Genomic DNA, 22,206 nt, shown 5'->3' with positions numbered 1-22,206 from the left:
TGCGGGAGGAAAGCGAAGCGGGTATCTCACGTCAAGCCTAAGTCCCGCCCAGCTCCGCCACGAGGCGGGCAATTTCGGCAAAACGCTTGGCGAGCGGGCTGGACTTGCACCACACCATGCCAATGGTCCGACCGGGCCGGGGCGCAGGCAGCCGTGCGACCGATATGCCTGCCGTGCGGGCCTCGACCGGGACGGCCATCTCCGGGATCAGCGTCACACCGATCCCGGCCCCGACCATCTGCACGAGGGTGGAGAGCGAACTGCCCTCCATCAGCCCGCGCGGCGCTTGCGGCAGCTTGCAGAAGGACAGGGCCTGATCGCGGAAACAATGCCCTTCTTCCAGCAGCAGCAGGCGCATTTCCTGCAGGTTCTCGGCGCTCGGAACTGGCTTCTTGGCATCTGCGGCCGGGCGGACGAGCATGAATTCTTCGTCGAATAGCGGTTCTTCGTGCAAGGCAGGTTCCGAGACCGGCAATGCGACGATGGCAATGTCGAGGCGCGATTCCAAGAGGTCTTCGATCAGCCGCGCCGTGACCGTTTCACGAGGCTGGGGGTCGAGGGCGGGAAACTGCTCTGCAAGCCTGTGCATCAGCCCCGGCAGCAGATAGGGCGCGACGGTCGGGATCACCCCGATCCGCAAAGGGCCGGAAAGCTGATCGCCATCGGCGCGGGCCAGATCGCCCAGCTCGTCCACGGCATGCAGAATGTCGCGGGCGCGGATGGCGAATTGCTCGCCAAGCGCCGTCAGACGTACCTGTCGCGCCCCACGTTCGACAAGGGGTGCGCCAAGCTGCGCCTCGAGCTCCTTGATCTGCATGGAGAGCGCGGGCTGGGTGATCGCGCAGTCCTCAGCCGCGCGACCGAACTGACAGTGGCGGGAGAGGGCTTCAAAATAGCGGAGCTGTTTGAGCGTCAGGCTTTGCATCAGGCAAGCTTATAGTATCGGTAAGAAAATGCAATTATTCATGATCTTATTGTCTTGTTAGACTGAGCCCCGAAACGGCGCGAGCAACGCCTGTTCCGGACGAATTACCGTCCGGGATCAGCCAGCTAGGAGTTTGATATGGACGGCAATGATATCCCGCAGGGCAAATGTCCGGTAATGCATGGCGGCAATACCGCCAGTGGCGATTCGGTGACTGAGTGGTGGCCGAACGCGCTCAATCTCGACATTCTTCACCAGCATGACAGCAAGCCCAATCCGATGGGCGGCGAGTTCAACTATCGTGACGAACTGAAAACGCTCGATATCGAGGCGTTGAAGAACGATGTGCGCGCGCTCATGACCGAGAGCCAGGATTGGTGGCCGGCGGATTGGGGCAGCTATGTCGGCATGTTCGCCCGCGTCGCGTGGCACGCGGCGGGTTCGTACCGCCTCGCCGATGGCCGTGGTGGTGGCGGGACCGGCAACCAGCGTTTCGCGCCGCTGAACAGCTGGCCGGACAACGCCAACACCGATAAGGGTCGTCGCCTGCTGTGGCCGATCAAGAAGAAATACGGCAACAAGATTTCCTGGGCGGATCTGATCATCCTGTCCGGAACGATTGCTTATGAGGTCGCGGGTCTGAAAACCTTCGGCTTCGCCTTCGGTCGCGAAGATATCTGGCACCCGGAGAAAGACGTTTACTGGGGCGCGGAGAAGGAATGGCTGGCCCCGTCCGATGGCCGTTACGACAATGTCGAGCAGCCGGAGACAATGGAAAACCCGCTCGCCGCTGTGCAGATGGGTCTGATCTATGTGAACCCGGAAGGCGTGAACGGCCAGCCGGACCCGCAGAAGACCGCCTATCAGGTGCGCGAGACCTTCAAGCGGATGGCGATGAACGATGAGGAGACCGCCGCGCTGACCGCCGGTGGCCACACCATCGGCAAGTCCCACGGCAATGGCCGGGCCGAAGACCTGACCGACGCGCCCGAAGGGGCGGATATCGAGGAGCAGGGCCTCGGCTGGGTGAAGAAGCAGGGCCGTGGCATTGGCCGCGATCAGGTCGTCAGCGGTATCGAAGGTGCCTGGACCAAGAACCCGACGAAATGGGATATGGGCTATTTCGACATGCTGCTCGACCATGAGTGGGAGCTGAAGAAAAGCCCCGCCGGTGCGTGGCAGTGGGAGCCGGTCGAAATCGCTGAAGAGGACAGGCCGGTCGATGTCGAAGACCCGTCGATCAAGACAACGCCGATCATGACCGATGCAGATATGGCGATGAAGGTCGATCCGACCTACCGCGCCATTCTGGAGAAATTCCGCGCTGATCCGGCCTATTTCGACGACACTTTCGCCCGTGCGTGGTTCAAGCTGACGCATCGCGACATGGGTCCGAAGGATCGCTATTTCGGCCCGGATGTTCCTGCCGAGGAGCTGATCTGGCAGGACCCGATCCCGAAAGGTCCGACTGGCTATAATGTCGAGGCACTGAAGGCGAAGATCGCGGCCAGTGGCCTGTCGATCCCTGACCTGGTCTCGACCGCGTGGGACAGCGCCCGGACCTATCGCGGCTCGGACATGCGTGGCGGTGCCAATGGCGCGCGCATCCGGCTCGCTCCGCAGAAGGACTGGGACGGCAACGAGCCTGCCCGGTTGCAGCGTGTGCTGTCGGTGCTGGAGCCGATTGCGCAGGAAGCCGGTGCCTCGCTGGCCGATGTGATCGTGCTGGCCGGTAATGTCGGTGTCGAGCAGGCGGCGAGGGCGGCTGGCCACGATGTCAGCGTGCCGTTCTCGCCCGGCCGTGGCGATGCGACCGACGCGCAGACCGATGCGGAAAGCTTTGAGCCGCTGGAGCCGCTGGCCGACGGCTATCGCAACTACGCCCAGAAGGACTATGTCGTCTCCCCCGAGGAGATGATGCTGGACCGCACCCAGCTTCTGGGCCTGACCGCACCGGAGATGACGGCGCTTGTCGGCGGGATGCGGGTGATGGGCACCAATCACGGCGGCACCAAACATGGCGTGTTCACCGAGCGCGAGGGCCAGTTGACGAACGACTTCTTCGTCAACCTGACCGATATGCGCTATAGCTGGGTTCCGACCGGAAACGGGCTTTATGACATCCGCGACCGGCAGACCGGCGAAACCAAATGGACCGCGACGCGGGCCGATCTGGTGTTCGGATCGAACTCGATCCTGCGGTCCTATGCCGAGGTCTATGCGCAGGACGATAACGCCGAAAAATTCGTGCGTGATTTCGTGGCGGCGTGGTCCAAGGTGATGGAGGCCGACCGCTTCGATGTGAAGCTGGCGGCGTAAGCGGCTGAACTATGACAGAACACGGAGGGGCTGGAACACCGGCCCCTCTTTTTCCTGAGCAAAGAACCCCTCGATGCCGAAGCTACGGGACAGGTTGTCCGGCGTCAGCACCTCGGCGGGCGGGCCATCCGCGACGATACGGCCCTGATCCATCAGCACCAGCCTTGTGCAATGCCGCGCTGCCAGCCCGAGATCATGCAACGAAACGACGACCGCGCGCCCCTCATCGGTGAGGCTGCGGAACAGCGTCATGGTCGAGATCTGATAGGCCGGGTCCAGCCCTGCAATGGGTTCGTCGGCCATCAGGATCGGCGTGTCCTGCGCCAGTGTGCGGGCGAGCAGGGTGCGGGCCTGTTCGCCGCCCGATAATTCGGTGACCTTCCGGTGGCGCAGTTTTGTGAGGTTCATCCGGTTCAGTGCCGCTTCGATATGCGCCGGATCGGCATCCGGGCGGCGATGCGGAATGCGACCCAGCCGGATCAGTGTTTCGACGGTGACGGGCCAGGCGGTCTCGCGTGTCTGGGGCAGCCACGCAGCGGCAAGGGCTCGGCGGGCAGGGGGCAGGGCGGTGAGGTTCGACGCCCCGTCCGCCGGGATCAGCCCAAGGGCCGCGCGCAGCAATGTCGTCTTGCCCGCGCCGTTCGGGCCGATCAGCCCTACGCATTCGCCGGGACTGATGGTCAGCGAAGCCCCGTTGAGCGTGATGTGCTGCCCGCGCCGGACAGTCAGGCCTGTGATCACAAGCTGCATCAGAACGCCTGCCTTTGCCGCCAGATCAGATGCAGGAAGATGGGCGCCCCGATCAGGGCCATCACCACCCCCAGCTTCAGGTCGCGTCCGGGCAGCACCACCCGAACTGCGATGTCAGCGGCCAGCACCATTGCCGCCCCGCCAAGCGCCGATGCCGGCAGAAGCCGCCCCGGCTCTGCCCCGACTGCGCCGCGCAGCAGATGTGGCACGACCAGTCCGACAAAGCCCACAGCCCCCGCGACGGCGGTTGCTGCGCCGACCATGGCGGCGACGCCAAAGATGATGCGCAGCCGCAGCAGCGGCAGGCTGACGCCCAGTGAGGCGGCGGCGTCCTCACCCAGTGTCAGCGCATCGAGGCCGCGACCGATACCGAACAATGCCGCTGCACCCGCCGCCATGACCGGGGCGGCAATGGCGACATGCAGCCATGACCTGTCGGCCAGCGAGCCCATCATCCAGAACACGATCTCTCCGGCGGCGAACGGGTTGGGCGACAGGCTCAGCACCAGCGAGGTGAGCGCCCCGGCAAGCGCCGACACTGCAACCCCGGCGAGGATCAGCGCCAGCGATCCCCCGCCCGGCCCTGCCATCAGCACCACCAGCCCGACTGCGAGCCCCGCCATCCCGAGCGCCGCGAGTGGCAGCGCAAGCGCGAAAGCTGCGGCGAAGCCGGTTTGCAGCGCGATGACTGCGCCGAGGGCAGCGGAGGCGGAGACACCGATCAGCCCCGGTTCGGCCAGCGGATTGCGCAGATAGCCCTGCATCGCCGCGCCGGAGAGGCCGAGGCAACCGCCGATCATCAGGGCAAGAACCGCACGCGGCAGCCGGATTTCGCGCATGACCAACCCGGTTGCGCCATCACCGCTGACAAGCGCGCGCAGGCTGTCGGTGATACCAATATTGGCGGGCCCGATGAGCAGCGAGGCACAGAAAAGCCCCGCACAAAGAAGTGCCAGCGGAACTGTGACCTTCATTGCGCGAGCCTTGCGATGGTTCCGGTCACGGCGGGCAGCCCGCACATCCAGTCCCTGTCGGCTGTCATGAAGCGTTCAGCGGTCATTGCGGCGATTGCCGGGTGGTCAACGATCGCTTCGGCGCGTGAAGGTGTCTCGTATCGGCTGCCAATAATCAGCATTTCCGGCTCGGCCATGACCAGCTGTTCCAGCGCAAGCGCCCCGCCACTATGTCCCAGCCTGTCGGCAAGCAGAACCAGACCGGCGCGGCGCATCATATCTGCGGAAAGGGACTCCGCGCCGTTCGCGAAGCTGTTCGCACCGTAAGTGGTCGCGACTTTGCCGCGGCCTTTCGGAAGCGCCGCCAGATCGGCGTCAAACTGTGACAGCAGTCCCGCAGCGCGGTCGGGCTGCCCGAGCAGTTCGCCCATAAGGGTGATATTGGCGCGGATATCTTCGACGGAGTTCGCGGGCGGAACCGTCTCCACCCGGATGCCGAGCCGGGTCAGCATGTCCACGGTCGCCCGCGCCGCGAAGGGTCCGGCCAGAACCAGATCGGGACGGGAGAGGTAAATCTCCTCCGCCCCGGCATGGTTCAGCCCGACCTGCCGCGCCTCCTCCGCCATCAGTGAGACCGACGGATCGGCGGCCAGCCATGACACTGAAACAAGCTGACCGGGCGTGGCAATCAGCATTGCAAGCTGATCGGTGCAGAGATTGACCGACACGACCCGCCCGGGCGCCGCGTTCGCCGCGCTGGCGAACAGAAAGGCAAGCGCGGCGAGCATTCTTACCATCTGGCTTCTAGGCCCAGATAGGCTTTGCGGCCTGGCGTGGCGTAGCCCCATGTTTCGGCGTAGTCCTCATCGAACAAATTCGTCACACGCCCGGTGACGCGGACTTTATCCGTGAGATCATATCCAGCCGCGATATTGACCACGGTGTAATCCGGCAGTTCTTTGGTTTCGTAGCTGCCGAAATACTGGGCGTCATCGTTCCCCGCGACATAAAGCAGATCGCCTGACAGGCGCGCACGGCCTTGCGCGAACAGATAGGCCGCGTTCAGCCCCAATGTATGACGCGGGCGGCGGATTTCGACCTGTCCATCCGGGTCCTTCGCGTCGAGATAGGTGTAGTTGCCGCCGATGCGCAGCGAATCCGTCGCCTGAATGTCGAATGACGCTTCGACGCCCTGCCGCGCGCTGGTGCCGGTCTGGTTGTAGTAGTTCGTTCCGTTCGCCAATGCGGTGCCGCTGAAGCTGATCTCATTCTCCAGATCCTCGCGGAAATAGGTCAGATCGACGGTGCCGCGACCGGCCAGGACCGTCGCCTCAACGCCGATGTCGAAGCCACGGTTCTCCTCCGGTTTCAGATCGGGGTTGCCAGCATAACCATAGCCGCCGAACAACTCCAGATAACTCGGGTTGACGACACCTGTGCCGGCAGAGGCATGAAGGCGCAGCGGCGCGTTCGGTAATTCGTAGGACAGTCCGAGCGACCATGTCGTGGCGTCCTTGAACAGGTCGTTATTGTCGCGCCGCAGTCCAAGCTGAACATCCAGCCCGTTCCCGAATGCCCCGCGATATTCGAGGATGGCGGAATCGCTGCGGCGGTTCTGGTCGGTGGCGACGCTGTTTTCGTCCTTGCGCTGCTCCAGCCCAAGGGCGAGCGTCTGGTTGGCCGTCGCATATGCCCCGTCGAGACCATAGACCGCGCGATATTTCCAGATGTCAGTCCGGGCCTTGTCGGCGGGCCCGTCATTCTGGCTCAGCTGGAACCGGGTCTGATCGTAGGAGAGGCTATGGAGCAGGCGACCGTTCATGGTTTCGAGTTTTGTCCAGATCTGGCCAGCGGTCTCGTCGCGCTTACCGTAGTCGCCGCTGTCGATGACGTATTCGTCTTCTGTCGCAGCGGTCCATGAGGTGCCGTCGTAATCATATTCTTCCCGTGCGTCGCGGATCATGAAGCCCGCGCTAAGGGTATCGGTAAGCTGCCGGTCGAAAGACAGTTTCAACTCGCGCCGCCGGATGCCGTCATCTTCGCCGCCGCTGCCGGAATGGTCGTAGCCGTTATCGTCCCGCTTCATGGCGGTAAAGTTTACACCGCCGCGCTCGTCCCGGCGGCTGGCATGAACGGCGGCGGCCCAGCCATTGCCGATTTCGAGCTTGCCGCCAGCTTCGGTGCCGACACCGGGTCGGCGGGTGATGATGTTGACCACCCCGGCAGAGGCGTCGGCGCCGAAGAACACGGATTGTGGCCCGCGCAGAACCTCGATGCGGTCGATATTGGCGGTATCGAGACCGGAGAGGTAATATTCACTGTCCCCCGCAGCCGCGCGGACGCCGTCGATCAGAACGAGGGTATGGTTTGCCTCCGCCCCCCGGATGCGGATCTGGGTATTGCTGGTGCCGGAACTGCTGACGGACAGCCCGGCCAGGCCGCGCAGTGCGTCCTGTACCGTATGGATGCCACGCGCCTCGATATCTTCGGCGGTAATGACACTGTTCGCGCGGCCATATGCCTGCGCTTCGATGGGTGTCAGCCCGGCCTCCAGATAGATCGTGTCGAGCAGAATTGGTTTTTCCTGTGCCAGTGCGGTTGCGGGGATAAGGGCGGCGGATAGCAAAAGGGATAGGCGCATCGGCTTGCTCCTGTACGGGCAAAGCCCGGAAGTTGGTTTGCGTCTGCGGGATTGCGCCCGCAGGGTGATAGGGTTCACCGCTGCGGATCGTGCCGCTTCCCTGGCGCGCCCCGCACCACGAAAAGGGTGATCGCCCGGGCAGGTCTCCTGGCTTGCGGGTCACGGCTCCGCCGACCTTCCCGGGGATTGCCCCAGTGGTGTTCCGGCGTCGCTCTCCGCTTACAGTTGCGGGGGCAGCCACGGTTTCGGCACATGTCCGGCCCGTGTTCCCTTTTTCACCGACGCGCTAACGCCGGACCTGAGCCCGGTCTCAATGGGGCAGTGGCGGCCAGCGGTCAAGTCTCTAACCTCGCGTCGGGTGCGGCGTTTTCGCGGGTTGGTGGGGCTGTTCGCAGACAGGAACCCGTAATTGGATAAAATGGTCGGCATTGCAACGATTGCGCCGGACGCGCCACTGCGGCAATCTGCGATCCTGCGGAGAGAGGGGATTATGGGCCGTTTGCGGAAGAATGATCTTTCAGGATTTGGGTGCGCTGAGGCCATTGATGCCGTTGATTGCCCGTCATCTGGCTGGCGACAATGACGGAACCGGCTTTCCCGCGGATCGCGTTTTCCGGGCTTGATGGTCTTGTCGTGTCGTTCTCGGAGAAATTTGATGACACTGCCAATCGCGCCGCCCTGTCTCTGCGCGCCGAGATCGAGCGCGGCGCATGGCCGGGCGTGGTGGAGACGGCAAGCTCGCTGGTCTCCACCCTTATCCGCTTTGACCCGGCGGACGTGCGGCCCGAGGCGTTGCGCGACCAGTTGGCGGAGATGCTGGCCGCGCGCGATTGGCAAAAGGCTGATCTGCCGCGGGACCGGCGTTGCCTGACGATCCCGGCTTGTTTCGATCCGGAGGTTGCGCCGCAGATTGACGAGGCTGCCGAAGCAGCGGGCTTCCGGGATCGTGACGCCGCCATCGCCAGCATCTGTGATGCTGAGTTGCGGGTTCTGACAATCGGTTTTGCCCCCGGTCAGCCATATATCGGGCAACTTCCTGAGATATGGGACCTGTCCCGCCAACGGAATCTTAATCCGCGCGTTCCGGTAGGTTCCCTTGGCCTCGCAATCCGGCAATTTGTGTTATTCGCGGTCGAGACGCAGACCGGATGGCGGCATGTGGGCCAGACAGCGATGCGCTTGTTCCAGCCCGAAGCGAAAGACCCGTTCCTGCTGCGCCCCGGCGACTCGCTGCGGTTCGAGCCAGTGAGTCCGGCGCGATTGCAACCGCTCTGGGATGACCCGAGGGGCGGCGCTGTCATTGGGGCGGCCGAATGAGCGTGGTCGAGGTCGTTTCTGCCCAAGGGACCGTCACGGTTCAGGATAGCGGTCGCCCGGGCTGGCTGGCGCAAGGTATTTCCCGTGGCGGGGCAGCGGACCCGATCGCGATGGCCGAGGGCGCAGCCCTGCTAGGGCAGGACGCGGATCTGGCGGCTATTGAACTGATGTCGGGCTCCCTGAAGCTGCGTTGTGAGCGGGCATGCCGCATCGCCCTGACCGGCGCACCGATGCGCGCGCGGCTGGAGGGTGCCGGGGGTGGTCGTGGCCTTGCCTGGCATGGCAGCCATCTCGTCCCGGCGGGGGCCGTGATCGGGATTACGCCCGGCCCGGCCGGAGGATTTGGCTATCTCCATTTCGGCGGCGGCATTGAATCGGAGGAATGGCTCGGTGCACGTTCGGCCCATCTCGCTGCGGGGATCGGTGGCCCCTTGCAGGAAGGCGAAAAGCTAAGGCTGGGTGAGGATCGGGGCAGCACCGTCGATCTTGTCATAGACCCGTTGCCACGGCTCGAGGGGGGTGAGATCCGCGCGGTCGAAAGCTTGCAGACCCGGCTTTATCCGCCGGAGCAGGTGGCACGGTTACAGCAGGTCGAGTTTCGCCGCGACAGCCACGGGAACCGGATGGGCGTAAGGCTCGATCTGGACGGGGCGGAAGGCTTCGCTGCACCGGGCGGGCTGAATATCCTGTCCGAGATCGTTCAGCCGGGCGATATTCAGGTGACCGGCGACGGTACGCCCTTCGTCCTGATGGCGGAGTGCCAGACAACCGGCGGCTATCCCCGCATAGCAACAGTGCTGCCGTGCGATCTGCCGATTGTCGCGCAGGCGCCGCCGGGGACAGGGCTGCGCATCCGTCTGATCGAACGCGATGCCGCACTGCGGATCATGCAGGCGCATGCTGCTGAACTGGGCGATCTCAGGGGGCGTATCGGTCCCCGGCGTCGTGATCCGGCGCAGATGGCCGATCTGCTGAGCTTTAATCTGATCAGCGGGGTGGTAGATGCCGCCCGCCCGGATCATTTTCCCGATCACGTTCATCACCCGGAGGAGATTTCATGAGCGCGCTTCGCATCGACCTGAACGCCGATATGGGCGAGAGCTTTGGCCCGTGGCAAATGGGCAATGACAAAGCTCTGTTGGAGGTGATTTCCTCCGCAAATATCGCGTGTGGCGTTCATGCAGGTGACTGGGATGTCATGGCCGAAACCATGCGGATCGCCGTCGCGAACAATGTCGGAATCGGCGCGCATCCGGGCTTCCCCGACCTCCAGGGGTTCGGTCGGCGCAATATGGTCCTGCCATATGAGAGCGCTGCGAATCTGGTTCGCTGGCAACTCGGCGCGGCACAGGGCATGGCGCGTGCGTCGGGTGGCGCGGTCAGGCATCTTAAGCTGCACGGCGCAATTGCCAATATGGCGTCCCGCGATGAACTTCTGGCGCGGGCCTGTTACGCAGGCGCGCTTTCGGTCGATTCGGAGATCATTCTGGTCGTGCTGGCCGGGACGGCACAGGAAAAAGCGGCGCGGGATCTGGGTGCGCGCCTCGCTTGTGAGATATTCGCCGATCGCGCCTATAATGATGACGCAACCCTCGTCGATCGCAGCCAGCCCCATGCGCTGATCCATGATGCTGATGTTGCCGCCCCGCGGATCGTAGAAATGGTGCGCACGGGCGCAATCATTGCTGCTTCCGGCAAGAGAGTGCCGACCCGGATCGACACGATCTGTCTGCATGGCGACAACCCAGGGGCGCTGTCCATTGCGCGCGCCGTCAAGGACGCGCTTCAGGCGGCAGATATCACGATTCGCCCTTTCGACGGTGATCGCTGATCGCGCTTCGCTATTGCTCCGGCGGCATCTGCGCCAGAGCGTCAGTCTCCGCCATGGTTCTCAGGCTCTGCTCCATCCTGAAGCCGCAAAGCATCTGCTCCTGCGCGAAAATGACATGCTCCCGCATCGCATTCTCCGCCTTCTGTGCCTCGCGGGTCTCAAGAAGACGGACGATGCGGCGATGATCGTCCTGCATGCGTTTCAGAAGGTGAAAGTCGTTCCAAAGTACCGTCCGGTCGGAACTGAGCATGACATTTCTGAGGCTACTGGCGAATTCCGTCACCCACGGGGATCGCGCCGCGTCCTGAATGAGGGTGTGAAAGCGTGAGTTGTTCTTCTGATAGGGAACCTGTTTGTCCTGCGGAAGATGCCCGGATTCGAGAAAATTCTCGCCCTCATCGACAAGCTGATGCAGCTCGTGCACCTCGTCCGCAGTGATGCGGTTTGCCGCAAGCCGGCAGGCAAGAGCTTCGATCTCCGCACGAATCATGAATGCGTCGTTCAACTGCTCCCGTGAAAGCTCGCGGACGCGGTAACCTCGGTTGCTTTCATAGGTAACCAGCCCCGAATGGCTGAGCGCCACCAATGCTGCGCGCAGCGGGGTGCGCGAGATGCCAAACCTTTCGGCCAACGAAACCTGATGCAGTCGCGCACCGGGCGGAATTTCCCCGCATAGAATGGCTTCGCGGACCCGCTCAATCGCGTGCTCGGTGGTCGTTTGCCCCTCTTCCCTAACGTCTTCCAACTTAAAATCCTACTCCAAATACAACCAATGGTTGTTTAATATCTGGCCTGATCCGGAAATAATAGATGAATGCAAATTTTTTGTTGATTATCAGATAGGTATGTCCGTGCGGCCACATCAAGAAAAACAAAGAAAGGCGCTTTCTGACAGCGATCAAAAATGATATTCTCGGGTTCGCCGCAGGTTTTGAAGCGAAACACTTAGGCCCGGCAACAGCAGGCAAAATGGGGGGCGATTTCTGGTCGCGGTCAGGCTGATATGGTTTCGGGAGAGCGATCCATGAAAAAGAACCCCCTCTCCGAAGCGGATCACATCATATGATCCGGAAAAATGGCAGCTTTGCGTGGTCACTCAGCGTTCGGAAACTGCATGAAATGGGGGCCATGCTTGGTTAAGTTGTGTTTGCGAAGGCTATGCCCGCACACATCACCGACCGCGCGGAAGAATACATCTAATTGAAGATAACTTGGGCTTGATGCAGCGCGCCGCTTTGCGTTCTAGTGGCGGCAAGCCGCGATCAAAAAGGGGACCGATTGCTATGAAAAACCTGGCGAAGATTGTCGCGCTTGGCATCGCTGTGTCAGCGCCGGTTTCCGGGGCGGTTTCAGCCCAGACAGCGTTACAGCAACCATCTGGGGATGGGCCTTTTTCCACCGAAAACCTTGTGGGCGGGCTGGTGCGCATCCTTGTGACTTACGCCCGGTTGGTCGCTGAGGTGCGTTACGAATCATTGCAGATCGACGCGAATCGCGGCGCGCTTGTCATGCGCGATCTTGAACTGAATTCGATTGGCGGCAATCAGGATTGTCGGGCCTCGGTCGGCCAGATTTTGCTGACCGGCTATCGGTTCTGGGGCGCGGAAGAGACCCAGATGCGCATGAATATCTCCGATCTGAGTATCGCGAATAACTGCTTCGGGCCGCGCGCGGCGATGATTGGCATCGTCACGGGCAGGCCGGAAATTATGCTTCAGTCGCTTTCGGTCGACAGTTATCAGGAAACCGGCAGCGGCAAGATGATCACGAATATCGAGGCCGTCAGCCCGGAGATTGCCCGAATCGATGCCAGCGCTGATTTCGATTATTTCTCCGTCTACATGCCATATATCCTTGAGGAGCTGTCCGGCGGCGATAATACCGATTTTCTGGTGCCCGGTATCGATGACCCGAACGCTGGTCCGGACCCCGAAACGCTTTTCAACGATGTCCCGCAGCAGCAAGTGCCGATCCGTGCGATCCTGCGATCTGCCCATGTCTCGGCAGAAGATCTGGGCATATGGGAGCGTATTCAGCCCATGCTTCCGCCCGATGCGTTGAGCCCGGATGCGATAGAGGCGCAGATCGTCGTCGCGCCACCTGAAACGGAGCTGCATGATTTTCAACTTGCGCTCGCGGAGGTGCTGCAGGGTTTTCTTGCCGATCCGGGACGCGTGACCGTCGAAATCCGGCCGGATGCGCCGATTGAAATTGATGGCGCAACGCTGAACGGCGCCGAGCAGTTGATTTCTCTGCTCGATCCGCGTTTCTCGAACACAGACCCAAGTCCGTCGGTTGATCTTATTGCGAGCCCCGACGCCGTTTCTGACCCGCTCGCATTGGGGCTGGCGCTGGCAGAGGGGCGCGGTATTCCGCAGGATAAGGCGCGCGCAATCGACATACTCTCCGGACTTGATGATCCGGTCGCGGTGCTGAAACACGCGGAACTGATCGCCGATACCGATCCGGCCGGGGCCTATCTGCTGAGTCTGCAAGCTGCGGAGGCGGGCGCCGCTGGCGCGGTTTCATTGCTGGACCTAATCGAGACGCGTCTGACCGCTGATGCGATTATCGGCGCACAAAATACGGTCAATGCCGATTTGCCTGAGGATGTCTTCTCATCGATAGCCTCGCTGCGTGATGCAGCGCTGGTTCTTGAACGGGGCGAGGGGACCCCCCGCAACTACGCGCAGGCCTGGCGGTTGGCGGCATCCGCTGCCGCTGCGGGGGACGGTGCTTCCCGTGCGTTGATGTTCAGGCTCGATACGCGCTTCGGGCGAGATCCGGCATGGCCCGAAATGCGTGATCGTGCGGGAAAACAGGCGATGTCAGACTGGCAGGACCGCGATCTCGCCGTGGTCCTGGCCGGACAATCGGACTGAGGCCCGGCTAAAGCGGGGGGGAAACCCGGGTGCCAAACAATGCCGTAGCGGTTTCTCTGGCTATACCGCCCCCGCAATGTCAGCCCTTGCTGCCCCAAGGTCCATGCGGGGCGTCTTTTCCGTCAACCCGCTCAAAACCATGTGCGCCGAAGAAGTCCCGCTGCGCCTGAATCATGTTGGCCGGGGTCCGCCGCGTGCGCATCGTATCGAACCAAGACAGCCCGGCGGCGAGTGCTGGCACGGCGATGCCGGCGCGGAAGCCCGCGATCACGATGTCACGCAAAGCAGCCTCGTTCTCGCGCAGCATTGTCGTGAACGGCTCGGCGAAGATGAGATTTCCCTCGGGTGCCTCTTCCAGAGCCTTCGCCATATCGTTCAACATGGCCGACCGGATAATGCAGCCCTCACGCCATATCCGCGCGATTGTCGGCATGGGCAGGGACCAGCCATATTCGCTGGCAGCCTTTGAGAGCATTTCGAAACCCTGTGCGTAACAAAGGATCTTTCCCGCAATAAGCGCCTTTTCAAGCGTGGCCGTATCGATGCCATCTGAGGAAATTGCCTGTGGCATCGTCCCGAAGACATCCGCCCCCATCTGCCGCGCGTCGAACCGCGAAGACAGGTTCCGGGCAACGACTGCTGCCTCGATCACGGGGACGGGGACGGCAAGCTGCTGGGCCTCGATCGCCGTCCAGCGGCCTGTGCCTTTCTGCCCGGCCGTATCGCGGATCGCGTCCAGCATTGGCCCGCCGGAGATTGGGTCCGTCGCGCGCGCGACCTTGCCTGAAATTTCGATCAGATAGGATGAGAGCGGGCCTTCGTTCCAATTCTCAAACGTGGCGGCGATCTGATCGGTGCCGAAACCCAGGCCGTCGCGCATCAGGCTGTAACATTCTGCGATCATCTGCATATCGGCGTATTCGATGCCGTTATGGACCATCTTCACAAAATGGCCCGCCCCGCCCTTGCCCATAAGCGCGGCACAGGGCTGCCCTTCGTATTTCGCGGAAATCGCTTCAAGCATTTCGCCCACGCGATCCCATTGTGCGGGTTCGCCGCCCGCCATGATTGACGGTCCGTGACGCGCGCCCTCCTCCCCGCCGGAAACGCCGATGCCCATGAAGTCATAAGGCTGGTCCGCAGCAGCAGCGAAGCGGCGCTGCGTATCGGCAAAGTTCGCGTTACCAGCGTCTATAATCAGATCGTCTTTCGAAAGAAGCGGACGCAGCGCCTCTATCTGTTGATCCACGACCGGACCGGCGGGGACCATCAGAATAACGGTGCGCGGCGTGGCCATGGACTGAACGAATTCTTCCAGAGACTTCGTCGGCGTCAAGCGCGAGGCAAGATCGCCGGCGTTACGGATGAAATCGTCGGTGACCTCCGCCGTTCGGTTATACACGGCAATGGGATAGCCATTTTCTGCGATGTTCAGCGCCAGAGCCGCGCCCATTGTCCCAAGCCCGATCAGGCCATAATTCGGTGCATCCGCCATTCCAATCACCTCGCAGTTTTCATGAAGCGTCCCAACCAGACGTCCTTGCTTGAAACAGTTAGCGCTAAAATCGACGCGGCACCAGTGTCAGGCGTGGGCCGGGCATGTGCAAATAAGAAGTGGCGGGAAAGAACCCCGCCACGTCTTTGGATTTTGGTTTGGCCTCAGCCGAGAATTTCTTCGATGGCAGCTTTCGTTGCCTCGACGATCTGGTCGGCCTCGTCCTTCGTCAGGCATAGCGGCGGCGCGAAGCCCAGAATATCGCCCTGCGGCATGGCGCGCGAGATCACGCCGCGCTTTGCCATTGCGCCCACGACCTTGGCCCCTTTGCCCTCGAACGCGGGGAAGAACTCGCGCTTCTCGCGATCCGCGACCAGTTCGACCGCGCACAGCATCCCCTCGCCACGCACCTCGCCGACATGGGCGTGATCGCCTACGGCATCATGCATCGCCTTGGTCAGATAGCTGCCAACCTCGTCCGCGTTCTTAACCAGCCCAAGCTCGTCGATCAGCTTGAGGTTTGCGACGCCCGCAGCGGCACCGATGGGATGGGCCGAATAGGTCCAGCCATGGCCCAGCACGCCGAATTCATCTGCGCCCTTCATCAGCACATCCCACATGCGCTGCCCGACGATCGTCGCGGACAAGGGCGCATAGGCTGAGGTCAGCCCCTTGGCGCAGGTAATCAGATCCGGCTTCAGCCCATAGTGATCGGAGCCGAACATGGTGCCAAGCCGCCCGAACCCGGTCACGACCTCATCGACGATCAGCAGAATGTCATGCTTGTCCAGCACCTTCTGGATCGCCGCCCAATAGCCTTCCGGCGGCGGTACGATGCCGCCCGTGCCCAGAACCGGCTCGCCGATGAAGGCGGCGATGGTATCCGCGCCCTCGGCTTCGATCAGCTCTTCCAGCTTCTGCACGCAATAGGCGGTGAAATCGGCCTCGGACATGGCGGCGTCGGGGCGGCGGAAGTAATAGGGCGCTTCGGTGTGGATCACCTGCGCCAGCGGCAGATCGAATTTCTTGTGGAACAGTTCCAGCCCGGTGAGGCTGCCGGTCACAAGGCCCGATCCGTGATAACCGCGCCAGCGGCTGATGATCTTCTTCTTCTCGGGCCGACCGAGGATATTGTTGTAATACCAGACCAGCTTGACGTTGGTTTCGTTCGCGTCCGAGCCGCCCAGCCCGAAATAGACCCGGGCCATGCCTTCGGGCGCTCGCTCCATGACCATCTTCGACAGGGTGATATTGGCCTCGGAGCCATGGCCGGCATAGGCGTGATAATAGGCCAGCTCATGCGCCTGTTTCGCGATCGCCTCGCTGATTTCGGTGCGGCCATAGCCGACATTGACGCAATACAGCCCCGCAAAGCCATCAAGCAGCCGGTTGCCGTCGCGGTCGGTGATGAACGCGCCCTCGCCGCCGGTCACGATGCGCTGCGCCGCCTCGCCCCGGGCGAATTGCGACAGATGGGTCGAGGGGTGCATGAAGTTCTCGCGGTCCCATTTGGCGAGTTCGTCATTGGTCAGCATTTTTGGTTCCTTCTTCGTTCAAACTTTATTCGGGCAGCGGGTCAGTGTCCGACAGCGGGCCGATGTCCTTGATCCGGGCCTTGTGTGTTGTCCATCCGTCAACGTTTGCTTACCCCCAGTCACGGCAGACATATTTGATTTCCGTGAAAGCTTCGAGGCCCTGCCGTGCGCCTTCGCGCCCGATGCCGGACTGCTTCATCCCGCCAAAGGGGATGGGTGCGCCGGTGACTTTGGTCCGGTTCACGGCAACCATGCCGTATTGCAGCGCCCGCGTGGCGCGATAGATGCGGCGCGGGTCAAGGCTGTGGACATAGGCCACCAGCCCGTATTCGCTGTCATTGGCGCGGCGGTAAACCTCGTCTTCGCTGTCGAATGGTGTGAGCGCCGCTACCGGGCCGAATGTCTCCTCCGACATGATCGCCGCATCATCCGGCACGTCGGCTAGCACGGTCGGCTTGAAGAACAGCGGCCCAAGCTTCTCCTCCACCTCGCCCCCGGTCAGCAGCTTCGCGCCCTTGTCCAAAGCATCCCGCACATGCGCTTTCTGCTTTTCGATCTGGCGGTCATGGATCAGCGGGCCGATATCGGGGTCGTCCATCCCGCGTCCGAGGCTGAGCGCCTGCGCTGCCTTTGTGAAGCGGGCGCAGAACGCGTCATAAATATCGCGATGGATATAAAACCGGTTCGCGCCGAGGCAATCCTGACCGGAGGTGGCGAATTTCGCCTTGATGCCCTCGGACACCGCACGATCCAGATCGGCGTTCTGGAACACGATGAACGGCGCATGACCGCCCAGCTCCATCACCAGCCGTTTCACCGTATCCGCCGACTGCCGATAGAGCAGCCGCCCGACCTCGGTCGAGCCGGTGAAGGAAAGTGCGCGCACGCGTTTATCGGTGGTCCACTCGCCCACGATCGTTGCGGCGTCGCCGATGACGGTGTTGTAGACGCCATCGGGGAACCCGGCCCGCCGTGCCAGCACCGTCAGGGCGAGTGCTGAAAGCGGCGTTTCCGCCGAAGGGTGGATCACGACTGTGCAGCCCGCACCCAGAGCCGCCGCTGCCTTGCGGGTAATCATGGCGCAAGGGAAATTCCACGGCGTGATCAGGGCTGCGACACCCACGGGTTCGCGCCAAAGCTCCATCTCGGCATCGGGCAGGTGGCTGGTGATACCTTCGATATTCGGGCGCAGCGCCTCTTCGGCGTAGAACTGCACGAAGCTGGCGGCATAATCGATCTCGCCGCGAGCTTCGCTGACCGGCTTGCCCTGCTCGGCCACCATGATCTTCGCAAGATCCTCTTTTGCGGCAATGATCAGATCGTGCCAGCGATGCAGGATTGCGGCGCGGTCCTGCGGCAGCATGCCCGACCAGCCGGGAAAAGCGTGCTGGGCAGTGTCAACCGCCGCGCGGGCGTCAGACGCGCCGCTCATTGTGACCTTGGCGACGATATTGCCGGTCGCCGGGTCGCGCACGGCCAACCTGCCCTCGCCCGCGAAATCGCCGGTGCTACAGAGCAGGTCTTTGTCAGCCAGTTGCCCAGCCAGATCGGTTTTCGGGTCGTCGAGCATTGCGCACCTCCTTGTCATCGCCAGACTAGACCTGAGAGAGGAGGGAGTTTCTCTGAAGTTTGGGGCTGCGGCAGAGGATATTTCTTTTATGCGCCGCTCCGGCAGAGAAGTTTTCCCGTGCCGTCCAGTTCCCGTAGGGTGCGCTGAAGCGCACCCTACGGGTGGAGAAGGGCGGATGCGGGGGAGACGTTCTTCACCGGCTTGGTCACGATATAACTATAGTAGCGGCGAACACCGGCACGGCTTTCCAACAGCCCGTCCATAAGTGTTTGAAACGCAGCGACGTCCACGGTGACAACCTGCATAAGATAGTCATATCCCCCGCCTATCGCCCAGCAGCCTGTGATCTCGGACATGGCGGCGACGATGCGTTCGAATGTCTGGAAGCTCTCGGCACGGTGGCTTTCCAGCTCTACCGTAACGAAGACCTGCACATGCGGACCCAGCGTGGCGAGGTCAATCTCGGCCTGATAGCCCCTGATATACCCGGCCTTCTCCAGCCGCTTCATTCGTTCCCAGCAAGGCGTCGGTGACAGGTTCACCCGCGCGGCAAGGTCGGTCTTGGCGATGCGGCCCTCACGGGAGAGGGTCGCGAGGATGGCAATATCCCGGTCATCAAGGCGCGGCGCGTTCATGTCGGGCATCTTCACGCGGCACAGGGCTTTGTCAATGCGGGGCAATTTGGCTTGGATTGCGCGCCGCGAGAAACCCGGAACTCTGCGCCGTTAATCTGGTTGTTTGACAGGCCACAGCTGAATTGCGATGGTTTGAATTCAAGAATTGACCTGATTGGGGGTGTGACGATCCAGTCCCCCCGGTCACCAGGCCGGAGCGGCCGGGTCAATAAAACCCGAGGTCCCCGGCACGATGCCGGGCGGACCGTCAACAGGAGAGAATATGACCTACAAGACCCTCACAGCCGCCAGTGTCGCCGCGCTTCTGCTGGGAACCGCCGGTGCTTCGGCAGATACCTGGCGCTATGCGTTCGAAGAGGCTCTCGAAGAGGTGCAGGGCATCTATGCCCAGAAATTCAAGGAAGAGGTGGAAGCCAATTCCGATCATACGGTCGAACTCTATCCCTTCGGTACGCTGGGCGAATCGGCTGACATCATGGAACAGACCCAGTCGGGTATCCTGCAATTCGTTGACCAGTCGCCGGGCTTCACGGGTGCGCTGATCCCGGAGGCGCAGGTGTTCTTCGTGCCGTATCTGCTGCCGGAAGATCAGGACGCGCTGTTCAGCTTCTTCCGCAACTCCAAGGCCATCAAGGAGATGTTCCCGCCGCTTTACGCGGAGCAGGGGCTTGAGCTGCTGACCATGTTCCCGGAAGGCGAGGTCGTGATGACCACGCAGGAGCCGGTGAAATCGCCGGAGGACCTGAACGAGGTCAAGTTCCGGGTCATGACCAATCCGCTGATCGTCGAAAGCTATCAGGCATTCGGCGCGACGCCGACCCCGCTGCCGTGGGGCGAGGTGTACGGCGCCATGCAGACGGGTATCATTCAGGGTCAGGAAAACCCGGCCTTCTTCGTGGAATCGACGAAGATGTATGAGGTGACGGATCACATCACCCGTGCGGGTCACAACAACTTCACGACCGCTGTCATGGCCAACAAGGAATTCTATGACGGGCTGTCCGATGAGGACAAGGAAGTTGTGCAGAACGCCACGCAGGCCGCCTTCGACTATATCCTTGAATATCAGGATGGTCTGACGGAGGAATCGCTTCAGAAAATTCAGGATGCGAAACCTGAAATGACCATCACCACGCTGACCGAGGAAGAGCGCCAGCCATTCAAGGACACGGCGGCGTCGGTTGAGGCTGAGTTCCTTGAGATTGGTGGCGATCAGGCGCAGGCGATCCTCGATCAGATGAAGGCGGACCTTGCTGCTGCGTCTGGTGGTGCGGATGCCGGCGAAGCCGCTGCCGAAGGTGAAGAAGCTCCTGCCAACTGAGCTTCATATCACCTGAACCGGCCCGGCTGGCGCGCGCGCCCGCCGGGTCTTTGAGTAGCTTCGAATACGTTACCAGTGAGGCATTGCGGCATGACGCTCGATGACAAGCACGCCCCTGATCCCGACCCCGATCTTATTGCCGCGGCCGAAACCACTGCTGTCGATGACGATATCGACGATTCCAAATATGTGTCCGGCTTGCCCGGCTTCTTGGGTGTGATCGACGTTGCCATCGCCCGGATCGAGGCGGTTTTGCTGGCCCTCGGCGTTCTGCTGATGGCTGTGAATACGGTGGCGAATGTCGTCGGGCGGGTGATCGGGCAGACGATCTTCTTTTCGGAGGAGCTGAATCAGGCGCTCATTATCCTGATCACATTCGCCGGAATCTCCTACGCCGCGCGTCATGGCAGGCATATCCGCATGTCCGCCTTTTTCGACGCCATGCCGTTCAGGATGCGCAAGATGATGATGGTCATCATTGCTGCCGTTACGGCGGCGATAATGTTCCTGCTGACATGGTACGCGCTTGTTTACGTCACGGAGCAGGCATCGCGCGGACGGTTGCTGCCGGCGCTTCAGATCCCGCAATGGTGGATCATCGTCTGGAGCCCGCTGGGGTTTTTCCTGACCGGCGTGCAATACGCGCTGACCGCCATCAAGAACCTGATCGACAAGGATATCTGGCTGTCGACCAGCACGCTTGAGGGCTACGACGACACTGCGGAAGAGGAGGTCTGAGCGATGACCTGGGCAATCTTCGGGACCATGATCGTCCTTCTTCTGCTTGGTTTTCCAATGATGATCCCGCTGATCGCCGGGTCGCTGATCGGGTTCGTCGCGCTTTTCGGCGGTTTTGGGAACCTGGATACGATGGTGCAGCAGATCCTCGCCGGGATTCGTCCGGCCAGCCTGATCGCCGTGCCGATGTTCATCTTTGCCGCCGACATCATGACGCGGGGTCAGTCTGCGAACCGGCTGATTGATCTGGTGATGGCTTTCGTCGGCCATTTGAAAGGCGGGCTGGCAATATCGACTGCGGGGGCCTGTACAATGTTCGGCGCGGTCTCGGGATCGACCCAGGCGACCGTGGTCGCCGTCGGTGGTCCGCTGCGCCCGCGGATGCTGAAGGCGGGGTATAATGACAGCTTCGTGCTGGCGCTGATCGTGAACGCCTCTGACATTGCGTTCCTGATCCCGCCCTCCATCGGAATGATCATTTACGGTGTCGTCTCCGGCACCTCGATTTCGGAACTGTTTATCGCGGGGATCGGGCCGGGGCTTCTAATCCTGCTGATGTTCTCCTTATACAGCTATTTCTATGCGGTCAGGAACAACGTGCCGGTCGAGCCCAAGGCGACATGGGCCGAGCGTGGAACGGCGTTCAAGCGCGCGCTCTGGCCGCTGGGTTTTCCGGCGATCATCATTGGCGGGATCTATGGCGGGATTTTCTCCCCGACCGAGGCGGCTGCGGCATGTGTCCTTTATGCCCTGATCCTTGAAATGATCGTTTTCCGGGAGATGAACTTCAAGCAGCTTTATTCGACGGCGAAATCGACCGGGCTGATTACGGCTGTCGTGTTCATTCTGGTCGGCGCAGGTGCGGCGTTTTCCTACGTCATCAGTTTCGCGCAGATCCCGCAGCAGGTGCTGGCCGGTATCGGCATCGACCAGATGGGGCAGTATGGGGTCCTGTTCACCATCTCCATCGCGTTCTTTGTCGGCTGCATGTTCGTCGATCCGATTGTGGTCATCCTGATCCTCGTGCCGATCTTCGCGCCCGTGGTGCAGAATGTCGGCCTTGACCCGGTGCTGGTCGGGACGATCATCACGCTGCAGGTTGCCATCGGCAGCGCGACGCCACCTTTCGGATGCGACATCTTCACGGCGATTGCTGTGTTCAAACGGCCCTATACCGAGGTTGTCAAAGGCACGCCGCCCTTCATTTTCATGTTGCTGGCGGTTGCGGTCTTGCTGATCTTCTTCCCACAGATCGCGCTGTTCCTGCGTGACCTCGCCTTTGCGGAATAAGGAC

The 22,206-nt window shown here is 61.8% G+C and carries 18 protein-coding genes and 1 riboswitch; of the genes, 8 read left to right on the top strand and 10 right to left on the bottom strand.

All coding sequences use genetic code 11. From position 1 onward, the window contains the following. Nucleotides 1-37: 37 nt before the first annotated feature. On the bottom strand, nt 38-925 hold the full coding sequence (locus PAF12_RS12720; protein ID WP_271107333.1) for a hydrogen peroxide-inducible genes activator: 888 nt from the start codon (nt 923-925) through the stop codon (nt 38-40). Between the two features lie 138 nt (nt 926-1,063). On the opposite strand from PAF12_RS12720, the gene katG reads away from it, so the two are divergent. Next, nucleotides 1,064-3,244, top strand: coding sequence for a catalase/peroxidase HPI (gene katG, locus PAF12_RS12715; RefSeq protein ID WP_271107332.1), 2,181 nt, complete (start codon nt 1,064-1,066; stop codon nt 3,242-3,244). Between the two features lie 9 nt (nt 3,245-3,253). On the opposite strand, the gene PAF12_RS12710 is transcribed toward katG, so the two are convergent. The 4 genes from PAF12_RS12710 to PAF12_RS12695 are packed head-to-tail and all read right to left on the bottom strand — an operon-like array spanning nt 3,254 to nt 7,588. Next, nucleotides 3,254-3,994 carry an ABC transporter ATP-binding protein gene (locus PAF12_RS12710; protein WP_271107331.1) on the bottom strand — a complete coding sequence of 247 codons (741 nt, stop codon included), beginning with the start codon at nt 3,992-3,994 and terminating at the stop codon, nt 3,254-3,256. Next, entirely contained in the window at nt 3,994-4,968 is a 975-nt protein-coding gene (locus PAF12_RS12705; RefSeq protein ID WP_271107330.1) for an iron ABC transporter permease, read from the bottom strand. The genes PAF12_RS12710 and PAF12_RS12705 overlap by 1 nt, the downstream gene beginning before the upstream one ends. Further along, nucleotides 4,965-5,744 (bottom strand): ABC transporter substrate-binding protein, encoded by a 780-nt coding sequence (locus tag PAF12_RS12700; RefSeq protein ID WP_271107329.1) that lies wholly within the window; start codon nt 5,742-5,744, stop codon nt 4,965-4,967. The genes PAF12_RS12705 and PAF12_RS12700 overlap by 4 nt, the downstream gene beginning before the upstream one ends. Next, on the bottom strand, nt 5,738-7,588 hold the full coding sequence (locus PAF12_RS12695; protein ID WP_271107328.1) for a TonB-dependent siderophore receptor: 1,851 nt from the start codon (nt 7,586-7,588) through the stop codon (nt 5,738-5,740). The genes PAF12_RS12700 and PAF12_RS12695 overlap by 7 nt, the downstream gene beginning before the upstream one ends. A gap of 119 nt (nt 7,589-7,707) precedes the next feature. Next, nucleotides 7,708-7,905: riboswitch (cobalamin riboswitch) on the bottom strand. 262 nt (nt 7,906-8,167) lie between these two features. Here PAF12_RS12695 and PAF12_RS12690 point away from each other — a divergent pair. From PAF12_RS12690 to pxpA, 3 genes are read left to right on the top strand one after another with little or no spacing between them, the layout of a single operon-like run. Beyond that, nucleotides 8,168-8,905, top strand: a complete 738-nt coding sequence (locus PAF12_RS12690) for an allophanate hydrolase subunit 1 (protein ID WP_271107327.1) — start codon at nt 8,168-8,170, stop codon at nt 8,903-8,905. Beyond that, nucleotides 8,902-9,966 carry a biotin-dependent carboxyltransferase family protein gene (locus PAF12_RS12685; RefSeq protein ID WP_271107326.1) on the top strand — a complete coding sequence of 355 codons (1,065 nt, stop codon included), beginning with the start codon at nt 8,902-8,904 and terminating at the stop codon, nt 9,964-9,966. Before PAF12_RS12690 ends, PAF12_RS12685 begins: the two co-directional genes overlap by 4 nt. Beyond that, nucleotides 9,963-10,736 (top strand): LamB/YcsF family protein, encoded by a 774-nt coding sequence (gene pxpA, locus PAF12_RS12680; protein ID WP_271107325.1) that lies wholly within the window; start codon nt 9,963-9,965, stop codon nt 10,734-10,736. Before PAF12_RS12685 ends, pxpA begins: the two co-directional genes overlap by 4 nt. A 10-nt stretch (nt 10,737-10,746) precedes the next feature. On the opposite strand, the gene PAF12_RS12675 is transcribed toward pxpA, so the two are convergent. Continuing rightward, nucleotides 10,747-11,481, bottom strand: a complete 735-nt coding sequence (locus PAF12_RS12675; protein WP_271107324.1) for a GntR family transcriptional regulator — start codon at nt 11,479-11,481, stop codon at nt 10,747-10,749. Nucleotides 11,482-12,019: 538 nt separating this feature from the next. Here PAF12_RS12675 and PAF12_RS12670 point away from each other — a divergent pair. Beyond that, on the top strand, nt 12,020-13,618 hold the full coding sequence (locus PAF12_RS12670) for a hypothetical protein (protein WP_271107323.1): 1,599 nt from the start codon (nt 12,020-12,022) through the stop codon (nt 13,616-13,618). A 79-nt stretch (nt 13,619-13,697) separates the two neighbouring features. Here the strand turns inward: PAF12_RS12670 and gndA are convergent, their stop codons facing one another. From gndA to PAF12_RS12650, 4 genes are all read right to left on the bottom strand, one after another. Continuing rightward, a complete protein-coding gene (gndA, locus tag PAF12_RS12665; RefSeq protein ID WP_271107322.1) occupies nt 13,698-15,113 on the bottom strand; it encodes an NADP-dependent phosphogluconate dehydrogenase in 1,416 nt (471 codons plus the stop codon). A gap of 164 nt (nt 15,114-15,277) precedes the next feature. Then, entirely contained in the window at nt 15,278-16,648 is a 1,371-nt protein-coding gene (locus PAF12_RS12660; protein WP_271107321.1) for an aspartate aminotransferase family protein, read from the bottom strand. A 109-nt stretch (nt 16,649-16,757) separates the two neighbouring features. Then, nucleotides 16,758-18,218, bottom strand: coding sequence for an NAD-dependent succinate-semialdehyde dehydrogenase (locus tag PAF12_RS12655; RefSeq protein ID WP_271107320.1), 1,461 nt, complete (start codon nt 18,216-18,218; stop codon nt 16,758-16,760). 155 nt (nt 18,219-18,373) lie between these two features. Beyond that, a complete protein-coding gene (locus PAF12_RS12650; protein ID WP_271109704.1) occupies nt 18,374-18,853 on the bottom strand; it encodes an Lrp/AsnC family transcriptional regulator in 480 nt (159 codons plus the stop codon). A gap of 262 nt (nt 18,854-19,115) precedes the next feature. On the opposite strand from PAF12_RS12650, the gene dctP reads away from it, so the two are divergent. From dctP to PAF12_RS12635, 3 genes are all read left to right on the top strand, one after another. Continuing rightward, nucleotides 19,116-20,174 carry a TRAP transporter substrate-binding protein DctP gene (dctP, locus tag PAF12_RS12645; RefSeq protein WP_271107318.1) on the top strand — a complete coding sequence of 353 codons (1,059 nt, stop codon included), beginning with the start codon at nt 19,116-19,118 and terminating at the stop codon, nt 20,172-20,174. 90 nt (nt 20,175-20,264) lie between these two features. Beyond that, nucleotides 20,265-20,912 (top strand): TRAP transporter small permease, encoded by a 648-nt coding sequence (locus PAF12_RS12640; protein ID WP_271107316.1) that lies wholly within the window; start codon nt 20,265-20,267, stop codon nt 20,910-20,912. Between the two features lie 3 nt (nt 20,913-20,915). Further along, nucleotides 20,916-22,202: a TRAP transporter large permease gene (locus tag PAF12_RS12635; RefSeq protein ID WP_271107315.1), complete on the top strand. Its 1,287-nt coding sequence runs from the start codon at nt 20,916-20,918 to the stop codon at nt 22,200-22,202. Nucleotides 22,203-22,206: the final 4 nt, after the last annotated feature.

It is taken from the genome of Paracoccus sp. SCSIO 75233 (assembly GCF_027912675.1).
Lineage (GTDB): Bacteria > Pseudomonadota > Alphaproteobacteria > Rhodobacterales > Rhodobacteraceae > Paracoccus.
Note: the sequence above shows the minus strand (reverse complement) of the source record. Positions and strands in the feature narration are given on the sequence as shown.